Below are 13,096 nucleotides of genomic sequence, written 5' to 3'. Positions count from 1 at the left end.
GACAATAGATTGCGCGCGCCCTGCCCGCTGCGCGCCCTGCCACAGGATCATCAAAAAATGAACAGTGATGCCAATGTCGATCTGACAGAAATCGCCAAATTTGAAGCCATCGCCTCCCGCTGGTGGGACATGGAGGGCGAGTTCAAACCCCTGCATCAAATCAACCCGGTGCGCCTTGACTGGATCACCGACAAGAGCGGCGGCCTGTTTGGCAAACGCGTGCTCGACATCGGCTGCGGTGGCGGCATCCTCTCCGAGAGCATGGCCCGCCGTGGTGCTCGCGTGACCGGCATCGACATGGGCAAGGAGCCCCTCGGGGTCGCCCGCCTGCACGCCCTTGAACAGGGGGTGGAGCTCGAATACCGCCAGATGACCGCCGAGGCCCACGCGGACGAGGCCCCTAGCCAGTATGACGTGGTCACCTGCATGGAGATGCTGGAGCACGTGCCGGATCCTGCCTCAGTGCTGCGCGCCATCGCCACCCTGGTGCGCCCGGGTGGCAAGGTGTTCGTCTCCACCATCAACCGCAACCCGAAAGCCTACCTGATGATGATCCTGGGGGCCGAGTACCTGCTGAAGATGGTCCCCAAGGGCACCCACGATCACAAAAAGTTCATCACCCCCGCCGAGCTGTGTCGCATGGGTGAAGCCGCAGGCCTCTTGGTACGAGACATGAGCGGGGTGCACTACGCGCCGCTCTCCAACAGCTTCAAGCTCGGCAAGAACGTCGACGTCAACTACATGGTGGCCTTCGTGCGCCCGGAGTCAGTCTGATGAACACCGACAAGGCGCCCCTGCGCTGCGTGCTGTTCGATCTGGACGGCACCCTGCTCGACACGGCCCCGGATCTCGGTGCCGCCGTCAACCATGTGCTGATAAGCGAAGGCTTTGCCCCGCTGCCCGAGGCCATCATCCGCCAGACCACCTCCCACGGTGCCCTCGGGCTGCTCAGGGCGGGTCTGGGGGAGGAACTGCTGGAAGAGCTGGGGGCCACGCGCCTTCGCACCGCCCTGCTCGACCATTACGCGGCCAACCTCTGCGTCGGCACCCGTCCCTATGAGGGGATGCTGGATCTCATCGAATGGCTCGATGAGAAGGAACTGCCCTGGGGCATAGTCACCAACAAGCCGGGCTTTCTCACCGAGCCGCTCTTGGCCGCCCTGCCAGCGCTGGCCAGTTGCGGCGTGACGGTCAGCGCCGATACCTTGCCGGTGCGCAAGCCAGACCCCGCCCCCATGTTCTTTGCCTGCGAGCGGCTCGGGGTCGAGGCGAGCCAGTGTCTCTACGTGGGGGATCACGTGCGTGATATAGAGGCGGGACGCAACGCCGGCATGCGTACCGCTGTGGCGGGCTGGGGCTATCTGAGCGATGACGAGGATACCGCCGACTGGGGTGCCGATCTGCAGTTCGACACTGTGCAGGCCCTCCACCATTGGCTGCGCTACGAGCTGACCTGATCCGCAGTGCACTGCATAACGGTATAAATGGATCATCGGGGGGCGGATCTGCAGTTCGACGCCCTACAAGGCAGGCCCAGCACCACTGGCTGCGCTACGAGCTGAGCTGAGCCAGCACAACATAACGCTATAGATGGATCATCCGGGCAGCTTTAGCGTCAGAGGGTTCCCAGATGAGCACCGAGCTCATTCACCGAGCCGCACAATGGCAATGACAGGGGGCGCAGATGCGCCCCCTGTTTTGAGGGGATGACAAGTGCGTGCCTGCGGGGACAGGACAGCTTTTGACCCTGGCTGCACAAGGGATAACCAGGCTGAATTTGCTAGTAAAAACACCCTCTTTTCGCAAGCAAAAAAAGTTATTTAAATTTTCCATCTTCGATCATCGGACTTGCATTTGCCGGATCGGACGGATGAAAACCCACTCACTGTGAGCAGTCACTAACTCGAGCCCGAACACCCACAATTTATCCACAGCTAATGCGTTATCCACAGATTGCAATGCCGTGCCGACCTCACTATCTTGTAGTTCGAATTTAAAATAACACTATATCTTGTGATTCATGGCGCACTTCGCCCCCAGGCCACCCTAGAGAAGGGAACCCTGGATGCGTGGCGCCATGGTTTTTCGGGAATCAACTAAAGGTCATCAGCCAATGAACTTGTTTGTGACGAAGCGTAACGGCCACAAAGAACCCATCGATCTGGATAAAATTCACCGCGTGCTCGACTGGGCTGCCGAGAAGCTCGACAACGTGTCGGTCTCCCAGGTGGAGCTCAAGTCCCACATCCAGTTCTATGACGGTATCCGTACCGCCGATATCCACGAAACCGTCATCAAGGCCGCTGCTGACCTGATCTCCGAACAGAGCCCGGATTACCAGTACATGGCCGCCCGCCTGGCCATCTTCCACCTGCGCAAGAAGGCCTACGGCCAGTTCGAGCCGCCCCACCTCTACCAGCACGTCGCCCGTCTGGTAGACATGGGCAAGTACGACAAGCACCTGCTGACCGACTATACCCAGGCCGAATTCGAGGAGCTCAACGGCTACCTGGACCACTGGCGTGACATGGACTTCTCCTACGCTGCCGTCAAGCAGCTCGAAGGCAAGTACCTGGTGCAGAACCGCGTCACCGGCGAGATCTACGAGAGCCCGCAGTTCCTCTACATACTGGTGGCGGCCTGCCTCTTCTCCAAGTATCCGAAAGATACCCGTCTGGACTACATCAAGCGTTTCTACGATGCGGTCTCGACCTTCAAGATCTCCCTGCCCACCCCCATCATGAGCGGCGTGCGCACCCCGACTCGTCAGTTCAGCTCCTGCGTGCTGATCGAGTGCGATGACAGCCTGGATTCCATCAATGCCACCGCCAGCGCCATAGTCCGCTACGTCTCCCAGCGCGCGGGCATCGGCATCAACGCCGGCCGCATCCGTGGCCTGGGCAGCCCCATCCGTGGCGGCGAAGCCTTCCACACCGGCTGCATCCCCTTCTACAAGTACTTCCAGACTGCCGTGAAGTGCTGCTCCCAGGGCGGCGTGCGCGGCGGTGCCGCCACCCTCTTCTACCCCCTGTGGCACACCGAGGTGGAGAGCCTGCTGGTCCTGAAGAACAACCGCGGCGTGGAAGAGAACCGGGTCCGTCACATGGACTACGGGGTGCAGATCAACAAGCTGATGTACCAGCGCCTCATCAAGGGCGGCGACATCACATTGTTCTCCCCGTCCGATGCGCCGGGTCTGTACGACGCCTTCTTCGCGGATCAGGACAAGTTCGAGCAGCTCTACGTCAAGTACGAGCAGGATCCGTCCATTCGCAAGAAGACCCTCAAGGCGGTGGATCTCTTCTCCCTGATGATGCAGGAGCGCGCCGGTACCGGTCGCATCTACATCCAGAACGTGGATCACTGCAACACCCACAGCCCCTTCGATCCGAGCGTGGCCCCGGTGCGCCAGTCCAACCTCTGTCTCGAGATTGCGCTGCCCACCAAGCCGCTCAACAACGTGGATGACGAAGAGGGCGAGATCGCCCTGTGCACCCTGTCTGCCTTCAACCTCGGCGCCATCGAGAAGCTGGAAGACCTGGAAGAGATGGCGGATCTGGCGGTGCGCGCCCTGGATGCCCTGCTCGACTATCAGGATTACCCGCTCAAAGCCGCGATGAAGGGCAGCATGAACCGCCGCACCCTGGGGATAGGCGTCATCAACTACGCCTACTACTTGGCCAAGAACGGCGCCCGCTACTCCGACGGCTCAGGTCTGGCCCTGACTCACCGCACCTTCGAGGCGATCCAGTACTACCTGCTGAAGGCATCCGTGCAGCTGGCCCGCGAGTTCGGCCCCTGCCCGGCCTTCAACGAGACCACCTACGCCCAGGGTATCCTGCCCATAGATACCTATAAAAAGGATCTGGATGTGCTGTGCAACGAGCCGCTGCATCTGGACTGGGAGTCCTTGCGTGAAGAGATAAAGACGGTGGGTCTGCGCAACTCCACCCTGACCGCCCTGATGCCGAGCGAGACCTCCAGCCAGATCTCCAATGCCACCAACGGCATAGAGCCGCCGCGCGGCCTGGTGTCGGTCAAGGCCTCCAAGGACGGCATCCTCAAGCAGGTGGTACCCGAGTACCATCGCCTGAAGGATCAGTACGAACTGCTGTGGAAGCAGCCGAGCGTCGACGGTTACCTGCAGCTGGTCGGTATCATGCAGAAGTTTGTAGATCAGGCGATCTCCGCCAACACCAACTACGACCCGGCCCGTTTCGAAGGCAACAAGGTCCCGATGAAGCAGCTGCTCAAGGACTTGCTGACCGCCTACAAATACGGCCTCAAGACCCTCTACTATCACAACACCCGTGATGGTGCGGACGATGCCCAGACCGATCTGCAAGACGACGGTTGCGCCGGCGGGGCTTGTAAAATATAAGTCGCAGCACGATCTGATGAACCGGGCGGGAGCATGAAGCTCCCGCCCTCCTGTTTCCTCTCATTCAAGACATTCAAATCACCATGGCTTATTCAACTTTCTGCCAGACCCAGAACGACCAGCTCAAGGAGCCGATGTTCTTCGGCCAGTCGGTCAACGTGGCCCGTTATGATCAGCAAAAGCACGACATCTTCGAGCGGCTGATAGAGAAGCAACTCTCCTTCTTCTGGCGTCCGGAAGAGGTGGATGTGTCCCACGATCGCATCGACTACCAGGCCCTGCCGCCCCACGAGCAGCACATCTTCATCTCCAACCTGAAGTACCAGACCCTGCTGGATTCCATCCAGGGTCGCAGCCCGAACGTGGCGCTGCTGCCGCTGGTCTCCATCCCGGAGCTGGAGACCTGGATCGAGACCTGGGCCTTCTCCGAGACCATCCACTCTCGCTCCTACACCCACATCATCCGCAACATCGTCAACAACCCGGGTCAGGTGTTCGACGACATCATCACCAACGAGCAGATCTTGAAGCGTGCCGGCTCCATCAGCCACTACTACGACGATCTGATCGAGGCGACCGCCCTCTACCACCTGCACGGTGAAGGCACCCACAGGGTGGGTGAGCGCGAGCTGACCATCACACTGCGCGGCCTGAAGAAGAAGCTCTATCTGTGCCTGATGAGCGTCAATGCCCTGGAGGCGATCCGCTTCTACGTCAGCTTCGCCTGCTCCTTTGCCTTCGCCGAGCGCGAGCTGATGGAAGGCAACGCCAAGATCATCAAGATGATCGCCCGCGACGAGGCGCTTCATCTCACGGGGACGCAGCATATGCTGAACCTGATGCGCACCGGCCAGGACGACCCCGAGATGGCCGAGATCGCCGCCGAGTGCGAACAGGCTTGCTTCGAGATCTTCAAGGAAGCGGCCATTCAGGAGAAGGAGTGGGCCGAGTACCTGTTCCAGGACGGCTCCATGATAGGCCTGAACAAGGACATCCTCTGCCAGTACGTGGAGTACATCACCAACCTGCGCATGAGTGCGGTCGGTCTGCAGCCAGCCTTCGCCGGCGCCAAGCAAAACCCCATTCCCTGGATCAACACCTGGCTCTCCTCTGACAACGTACAGGTGGCCCCCCAGGAAGTGGAAGTGAGCTCCTACCTGGTCGGCCAGATCGACAGCGAAGTGCATGCAGACGACCTGGGCGATTTCGAGCTGTGAGTCAGCTGCCCGACCTGCTGGACGGCCAGATCGACAGTGAAGTGCACTCAGACGGCCTGGGTGACTTCGCGCCGTGAGTGACGCCACCAACATGCTACCCCCAGCCCCCTGCTCTGCCTCCGCGCAGAGCGAGGCGGGTTCGCCACGGGTGCATACCCAGGATGGCGTCCTGCACGCCCATCCCGGCGAGAGCGTGCTGGATACCCTGGAGCGCCACGGTCACAGGGTGGAGTTCCAGTGCCGCAGCGGCTATTGCGGCGCCTGCCGCACCCCGCTGCTGGCAGGCAGAGTGCACTACCCCAGCGTGCCGCTGGCATTCGTCTCCCCAGGGGAGTGCCTGCCCTGCTGCTGCAAACCGGTCGGTGCCATCCGGCTGGATATCCAGAAGGATTGACCCCAGCCAAGGTGGAATCCCACCCAACAAAAAGCCGCCGGAGCAATCCGGCGGCTTTTTGTTGCGTCATCTGATCAGGGCGCCCTGCGCAGGCGCCCGAACCCTCACAGGGTCATAACCAGGGAGCGGCGGTCGGCCCTTGGTGCAGGCCCAGCTTCCAGACCCGGCCAAAGTGCTTGTAGTGACCCGCGGCCACACCGGCCTGCTCTCCCATGCCGTGATAGAGATCGAGGTGACCCTTCTTCACGGCGCCGCCCACATCCAGCGCGATCAGCAGGCGCAGCTGGTGTTTGCCGGTCCAGTTGCCGGCTTTGTCGAGCAGCGGCACTTCCGCGAGGATAGGTGTCCCCATGGGCAGCAGCGTCTTGTCGGCGGCCACCGCCGCCATGGGCAGCAGCGGAATGCCAGCTGCGCCCACCACGTCGTTGGTGGGGCGACGCTCGAAGAAGACGTAGGAGGGGTTCTGCTCCACCAGCTCCTTGACGTTCGCCTCCGGCTGGCGGTTCGCCCACTCCTTGATGGCCTTCATGGACATCTGCTCCTTGGGCACCTCGCCCCTGTCGATCAGCACCCGACCTATGCTGACATAGCCGTGGCCGTTCTTGCCGCTGTAGCCGAGGTACTGCAACCTGTCGTCATCCCCGTAGTGCACGAAGCCGGAGCCCTGCACATCCATCAGGAAGTTGTCGATGAGGGACTTGCTGTAACCCAGCTCCAGACCACGGTTGGCCAGGGCCCCCTGATGGATCTCGGCACGACTCGGGCAGCGGCCACCACACTTGGGCATGGCATAGATGGGGTACTTGTACTTGGCATCCGGGCGGTGGCGCACCTCCAGCACCGGCGAGTAGTAGCCGGTGAAGAGCACGTTGCCCATGCGATCGGCACCGCCGAGCTGGGCCAGGCTGATGCCGTACTGGGTGATATGGGCAGGATCACCGCCATTGGCCACCCAGCGGGAAAGCTGGCGATAGAGCTCGCCATAGCGGCGGGTCATCTTGCCGGAGCGCTCCAGCACCAGTCGGCTCTGGGGGCCGAACTTGCGAAAATCCGACGCCTGACGGCTGTTGACGCGCTCCACCCGCACCAGATCCCCGGGCAGAGCACCATCCAGATACTGCTTGCCCAGATTCTCGGGCACCTCGCAGTTCAGAAAACATCCGGATTCCGCCTTCTTCTGGGGCACCTTGGCGGGTTCAGGGTTGCCCGCACAACCGGCCAGCCCCACGACGGCGGCGGCAAGCCAGTACGCATGTTTATTCATATGTCCTCATATAACACCGAGCATCATGTTCGGCGGGGAAGATGCCAAATTTGCCGGGGGAAAGCAAACGCCATCCGCCCCCGGACGCCCTATTTCTCCAAAGGGGATCTTCTGGGTTATAACAAGGTGACAAGATGTGAGAGGTCGTGGATGGAACAGCTCGAAATCTTCCCCCTGACAAGCCCCTGCGTCGGGGTCTGCGAAGTGAACAACAAGGGATATTGCAAGGGGTGCCTGCGCAGCCGGGAAGAGCGCTTCAACTGGCAGGTCATGACCCCGACCCAGCAGCAGGAGGTGATGCGCCTGTGCCGCAATCGCAAGGCCCGGGTCGACGCCGCCCGCCGCAAGGCCAAAGAGGGTGAACTCGTCGAGCCGCCATCGCAACCCGGCTGGGATTTCTGACCCCTTCCCTGCCCTCCTTCTGCCCACCAAAACAAAAGGCGGCCCGCAGGCCGCCTTGTCATTCATCGGAGGGATGCCAGTCAGGCCGTTGCCAGCTTGGCCTGCTCCTCGCCGCGCTTGAGCATGGCGTAGGAGACCCCGGTCAGGAGCGAGCCTGCGGCAATCGCCAGTATGTACATCATCACGTGGCTGATGGCGTTCGGGATGAAGAGCACGAACAGACCGCCGTGGGGCGCCACCAGTTCGCAGCCGAACAGCATGGAGAGCGCACCTGTCAGGGCACCGCCCACCATACAGGCCGGGATGACCCGCATCGGATCCTTGGCCGCAAAGGGAATGGCCCCCTCGGAGATGAAGCACAGACCCAGCACGAAGGAGGCCTTGCCCGCTTCCTGCTCCGCCTTGATGAACTTCTTGCTGGCCAGGAAGGTGGCTATCCCCATCCCCAGGGCCGGCACCATGCCGGCGGCCATCACGGCAGCCATGGGGGCATAGGTCTTGGAGGCGAGCAGGCCGACCCCGAAGGCGTAGGCCGCCTTGTTGACCGGGCCACCCATGTCGAAGCACATCATGGCGCCTATGATGACACCCAGCAGCACGGCGTTGGCGGAGCCCATGTTGTTGAGGAACTCTGTCATGGCATTCATGATGCCGGCCACCGGGCCGCCCACCACGTAGATCATCACCAGGCCGGTGAACAGGCTGGCAAACAGCGGAATGATGAGGATGGGCTTGAGCGCTTCCAGGGTCACCGGCAGGCGCACCTTGTCACTCAGGTACTTGGCACTGTAACCGGCGAGGAAGCCGGCGACTATGCCACCGAGGAAACCGGCGCCGAGGGAGCTGGCCAGCATACCGCCAATCATGCCGGGGGCGAGACCCGGACGGTCGGCGATGGAGTAGGCGATGTAGCCGGCCAGTACCGGGATCATCAGGGCGAAGGCGGAGCCGCCGCCAATCTTCATCAGGGCAGCCGCCAGGGTGCCCTCTTCCTTGAACGCCTCTATGCCGAAGATGAAGGAGAGGGCGATGATGAGGCCACCGGCCACCACCATGGGCAGCATGAAGGAGACACCGGTCAGCAGGTGCTTGTAGGGGCCGGCCTTCTCCTCTTTCTTGGCCGCAGCGGCGCCGCTGTGGCGATAGGTCTTCGCCTCTGTCCACGCCTTGTCGAGCTCGGCGCGGGTCTTCTTGAGCGCAGCCCCCGTGCTGGTGCGATAGACGGGCTTGCCATCAAAGCGGGCCATGTCCACTTCGATGTCGGTGGCGAGGAACACCAGATCGGCGGCGGCTATCTCATCCGCAGTCAGGGCATTCTGGGCACCGACCGAGCCCTGGGTCTCGACACGGATCTGGTGACCCAGCTGCTTGGCCATGGTCTCCAGCGCTTCCGCCGACATAAAGGTGTGGGCCACGCCGGTCGGGCAGGCGGTGACGGCAACGATGCGCTTGGCACCTGTGGTCGCCTTGGGAGCGGCAGTGGCAACCACGGACGCGGCCTGATGGCGATAGAGGCTGGCACCACTCGCTGCGGCTTCCAGCAGGGCGGCCGGATCCTGCAGCGCCAGATCCATGCTGCCCTGATAGAGGCGCTTGCCGTCATAGGCGGCGAGATCCACAGGGGCACTAGCGACTACCAGCACCAGGTCGGCGGCGGCAATCTGCTCTTTCGAGGGAACCTGGCGGGGCTGCACGCTGGAGCCGACGTCTAGGGTGAGCTCCCAGCCCGCCAGCTTGGCCTGCTGTTCTATCCGTTTTGCAGCGAGAAAGCTGGTGGCAATGCCCGCCGGGCAAGCCGTAACCAGAATTGCTTTCATTGGGCATCTCCTGAGTGTGTCATCGAAAGGGGATTGGATTGAGCCGGTGCCAGGTCATCCAGACGCTGCACGCGCACCTGCTCGAGTAAGGGGGTGAGCACCTTGATATCGTCAAAGCCGACCGCCACCTGGCTCACCGCCAGGGCAGAGACGGCGGTGGCCAGGCGCAGGGTCTGCTCCGGCGCCCAGCCAAGGCTGAGGCCATGGGCCAGCCCCGCCACCAGGGAGTCGCCGGCACCCACAGTGCTGACGACATTCATGCGCGGCGGAATGGCCTGCCAGACGGCATCGGGGCCAAACCAGATGAGGCCGTCGGCGCCATTGGAGATCACCACATGGGGGATACCGGCGGCCTGCAGGGCGCGGGCACAGTCGGCCTGATCGCTCAGGGTCTTGATGGGGCGACCTGCCCACTGGCTGAGTTCTTCCAGATTGGGCTTGACCAGGGTCGGCGCCGCCTTGATGCCCTCGCTCAGGGCCGCGCCGCTGCAATCGAAGATCACCTGCTTGCCCTTGGCCTTGAGCAGGCTGATGAGCTTGGCGCAGTAGCCAGGCTCGACCCCCTTGGGCAGGCTGCCCGCCAGCACGAACCAGTCGGCGCGCGGCGCCAGTTTCTCTATCTCGGCCTCCAGCGCGGCCACTTCCGCCTGATGCACGTCAAGCCCCGGCAGATTGAGATCCGTGACCCGACCCGATTGCTCGGAGATCTTGACGTTGATGCGGGTGCTGCCCGCCACACGCACGAAGTGATCGGCCAGTGAGCGTTCGGCAAACAGGGAGACGAAGCTCTGCTGGTTGTCAGCCCCGAGCCAGCCGGTCAGGCCCACGTCACGACCCAGGTCTTTCAGGACCATGGCGACGTTGATCCCCTTGCCCGCGGCGCGCAAGGAAGCCTCGCTCACCAGGTTCACCTCCCCCAGGCTCATGGTGCCCAGACGGGTGGTGAGATCCAGCGCTGGGTTGAGGGTGATGGTCATTAGTGTCATGAGAGTGCCCCCTCGCCCAGACCGGCGGCAATGGCTTCGCCTATCCCCTTGAGGGCCGCCTCGGCATCCGCCCCTTCGGCACGGAAGGCGAGACGGTGACCGCACTTGACACCAAGGCCGATGACCTTCATCAGGCTCTTGGCGGAGACGGCTTCGCCGCTGCCATCCAGGTTCGCCACCCGGATGTCGGATGCATACTCCTTGGCCACCTTGACCAGCATGGCGCCCGGACGGGCGTGCAGGCCATGGGGGTTGATGATGGTGAAGGTCTCTGAGAGACCGCTCGCCGGGCCCGATTGCAGCATGGCCAATCCGTCGCTGCCCGCGAGCGTCTCGAGCTGACCGGCGGCAGCCAACTTGGCCAGGTTATCCAGCTGGGGCAGATGGCTGCTGTCTGCGGCGCACAGCAGCAAGAGGGCGCTGACGGGCAGCTCCCCTGCGCTGAGCGCGCTGCTCGGAGTCGCCACGACCCAGCCGGTCTGGGCTGCCGGCGTGCGGGCCAGCCAGACGCCATCCCCCAGATAGGCGGGCTCGCTTGCCAGCAGGGAGGTCACCATGGCGGCATCGCCCCAACCTGCAGACTTGGCGCGGGCGGCGGCTCCCAGCAGCAGCTGGTCGCGATCGTCGGCCGGGAAGTCCGCCAGGGTCAGGTATTGCACCTCTTTAGCAGCTGTCGCGCCGGTGAGGATATTGATGATGGTCTCTTCATCTGTGGCCTCTCTCAATTGCGCGGCGGCCTGATCGTCACCCAGCACATGGGTGAGCTGGCGCAAGATGCCCAGATGCTCGTCGGACTTGGCGGCGATGCCGATGGCCACATAGGCAGTCTGCCCCTCATCCCACTCGATGCCCTGGGGGAACTGGGCCACCATGACACCGGTGCTCTTGACCAGATGGCGGGTGTCCGTGGTGCCGTGAGGAATGGCGATGCCGCTGCCAAGGTAGGTGGCGTGCTGGGCTTCCCGCGCCAGCATGCCGTCCACATAACCGGCTTCCACCAGACCCGCTTCGGTCAATTTGCCTGCCAGCAGGGCGATGGCGTCCGCCTTGGTCGTCACCGATTGTCCCAGCAGGATTTGCTGTCGCGCCAACTTCAACATAGAGATTCTCCATCAGGTCCGGCTTCGCCTCGCGGCACACCGGCTCAACTCAACTTGGATTTCGGGTAATTTGCCTGCTGACAATAGACGGGAATCTTCCCCCAGGTAGGCCGCCACGGCATTTCCTGGTCGAACATTCATCGCTTACTGACAAGCTGAATCGTTTCACTTACACTCAGACTGAATCGTTTCAGCCAATTGTTCAAGATCCCACTGAGAGTGCTTTTCAATGATATGATCCCGCGCACACTTTTCGGTGCCCCCACCTGAAACCATCGCGGGCCTTGCAACTCAAACAGAGCCAATATGATGAAACTGGATGAAATCGCCGCCCTGGCCGGTGTCTCGCGTACCACCGCCAGCTATGTGATCAACGGCAAGGCGGATCAATATCGCATCAGCCAGGCCACCCGTGACAAGGTGATGGCCGTAGTCCTGGCCCACAACTATCAGCCGGACAGCCGCGCCGCCTCCCTGCGCGGCGGCCAGACCAGGACACTGGGCTTCATCCTGCCGGACCTTGAGAACGCCAGTTACGCCAAGCTCGCCAAGCGCCTCGAGCAAGGCGCCCGGGCTCAGGGCTATCAGCTGCTGATCGTCTGCTCGGAAGATGAGCCGGACACTGAGAAGGAGCTGGCCCGGATGCTGGTCAGCCGCCATGTGGATGCGCTGCTGGTGGCGAGCTGCCTGCCACCGGCGGACCCTTTCTATCGGGAGCAGCAGACCCATGGTGTGCAGATCCTGGCCATAGACAGGGCACTGGCCGCCGAGCACTTCATCACAGTGGCGAGTGAAAACCAGAAGGCGAGCTGCGATCTCACCGCCTCCCTGCTCACCCCCGCCCTTCGCCACGTGACCCTGATCACAGCGTTGCCGGGTCTCACGATCAGCCAGGAGCGCCGCGCCGGTTTCGAGCAGGCGTTGAGCAGCCACGCCAGCGCCGCCCTGCTGACACCCCATGTCTGCGAGGGAGCCCACTTCTCCCGCGCCGAGGGCTATCGCCTGATCAAGGAGCTGCACCAGCGGCTCGGCCAACTGCCCGAGGCGCTGGTCGCCACCTCCTACATATTGATGGAGGGGGTGCTCGACTATCTGCTGGAGCAGGAAGCCGACATGAGCCGGATTGCCATGGCCACCTTCGGGGACGATCGGCTGCTGGACTTCCTCCCCTTTGGCATCAACTCACTGCCCCAGCAGCACGACGCCCTGGCTGCCCAGGCCCTTGCCCTCGCCTTCGAGGCCATCAACGGCCACTACCACTCTGGCCTGCACTATGTGAGCCGCACCCTCAAGCGTCGCCGCTGACCCCCTCACGCGCCGGCGGCCTCCTGCCACGCCGGCGCGTTTCTCCACCAGTCAAGACCGCTTGCTGTCATCTTTTATTTCCACTCACTGCCACCTCACAGTACAAAATCCGCCTTTTCAGGCTTGTTTCCACTATTTTGATCCGTTAACGTGGCAACCATATTTTACAATCCACAGGGTTTTCGTAACGATGCGTCCACTCCGATATTGCTAGCCTCCGGTCTCGCCCC

Annotated in this window: 11 protein-coding genes; 7 read left to right on the top strand and 4 right to left on the bottom strand. The window is 62.4% G+C overall.

Features of this window, described 5'->3' with window-relative positions; all coding sequences use genetic code 11:
• The first annotated feature begins 57 nt into the window (after window positions 1–57).
• The 5 genes from ubiG to yfaE all read left to right on the top strand — a co-directional run bounded on the left by ubiG (window position 58) and on the right by yfaE (window position 5,992).
• Window positions 58–774, top strand: a complete 717-nt coding sequence (ubiG, locus tag AB5Y91_RS08940; protein ID WP_368169588.1) for a bifunctional 2-polyprenyl-6-hydroxyphenol methylase/3-demethylubiquinol 3-O-methyltransferase UbiG — start codon at window positions 58–60, stop codon at window positions 772–774.
• On the top strand, window positions 774–1,457 hold the full coding sequence (locus tag AB5Y91_RS08935) for an HAD family hydrolase (RefSeq protein ID WP_368169587.1): 684 nt from the start codon (window positions 774–776) through the stop codon (window positions 1,455–1,457). The genes ubiG and AB5Y91_RS08935 overlap by 1 nt, the downstream gene beginning before the upstream one ends.
• 656 nt (window positions 1,458–2,113) lie before the next feature.
• A complete protein-coding gene (nrdA, locus tag AB5Y91_RS08930; protein WP_005329715.1) occupies window positions 2,114–4,381 on the top strand; it encodes a class 1a ribonucleoside-diphosphate reductase subunit alpha in 2,268 nt (755 codons plus the stop codon).
• 83 nt (window positions 4,382–4,464) lie between these two features.
• On the top strand, window positions 4,465–5,598 hold the full coding sequence (gene nrdB / locus AB5Y91_RS08925; RefSeq protein ID WP_033130037.1) for a class Ia ribonucleoside-diphosphate reductase subunit beta: 1,134 nt from the start codon (window positions 4,465–4,467) through the stop codon (window positions 5,596–5,598).
• Window positions 5,599–5,671: 73 nt separating this feature from the next.
• Window positions 5,672–5,992 carry a class I ribonucleotide reductase maintenance protein YfaE gene (gene yfaE, locus AB5Y91_RS08920; protein WP_368169586.1) on the top strand — a complete coding sequence of 107 codons (321 nt, stop codon included), beginning with the start codon at window positions 5,672–5,674 and terminating at the stop codon, window positions 5,990–5,992.
• A gap of 112 nt (window positions 5,993–6,104) precedes the next feature.
• On the opposite strand, the gene mltA is transcribed toward yfaE, so the two are convergent.
• Window positions 6,105–7,256, bottom strand: a complete 1,152-nt coding sequence (gene mltA / locus AB5Y91_RS08915; protein ID WP_368169585.1) for a murein transglycosylase A — start codon at window positions 7,254–7,256, stop codon at window positions 6,105–6,107.
• A gap of 150 nt (window positions 7,257–7,406) precedes the next feature.
• On the opposite strand from mltA, the gene AB5Y91_RS08910 reads away from it, so the two are divergent.
• Window positions 7,407–7,658, top strand: a complete 252-nt coding sequence (locus AB5Y91_RS08910; RefSeq protein WP_368169584.1) for a DUF1289 domain-containing protein — start codon at window positions 7,407–7,409, stop codon at window positions 7,656–7,658.
• Window positions 7,659–7,738: 80 nt separating this feature from the next.
• On the opposite strand, the gene fruA is transcribed toward AB5Y91_RS08910, so the two are convergent.
• From fruA to fruB, 3 genes are read right to left on the bottom strand one after another with little or no spacing between them, the layout of a single operon-like run.
• Window positions 7,739–9,475, bottom strand: a complete 1,737-nt coding sequence (gene fruA, locus AB5Y91_RS08905; protein WP_368169583.1) for a PTS fructose transporter subunit IIBC — start codon at window positions 9,473–9,475, stop codon at window positions 7,739–7,741.
• Window positions 9,472–10,461 carry a 1-phosphofructokinase gene (pfkB, locus tag AB5Y91_RS08900; RefSeq protein ID WP_368169582.1) on the bottom strand — a complete coding sequence of 330 codons (990 nt, stop codon included), beginning with the start codon at window positions 10,459–10,461 and terminating at the stop codon, window positions 9,472–9,474. The genes fruA and pfkB overlap by 4 nt, the downstream gene beginning before the upstream one ends.
• Window positions 10,458–11,561, bottom strand: a complete 1,104-nt coding sequence (fruB, locus tag AB5Y91_RS08895) for a fused PTS fructose transporter subunit IIA/HPr protein (protein ID WP_368169581.1) — start codon at window positions 11,559–11,561, stop codon at window positions 10,458–10,460. Before fruB ends, pfkB begins: the two co-directional genes overlap by 4 nt.
• Before the next feature lie 306 nt (window positions 11,562–11,867).
• On the opposite strand from fruB, the gene cra reads away from it, so the two are divergent.
• Entirely contained in the window at window positions 11,868–12,866 is a 999-nt protein-coding gene (cra, locus tag AB5Y91_RS08890; RefSeq protein ID WP_368169580.1) for a catabolite repressor/activator, read from the top strand.
• The last annotated feature ends 230 nt before the right edge of the window (window positions 12,867–13,096 follow it).

Origin of the sequence: Aeromonas sp. R4-3 (assembly GCF_040908275.1) — a bacterium.
Taxonomy (GTDB): Bacteria; Pseudomonadota; Gammaproteobacteria; order Enterobacterales; family Aeromonadaceae; genus Aeromonas; species Aeromonas rivipollensis.
This window is presented reverse-complemented; position numbering and strand designations above follow the sequence as displayed.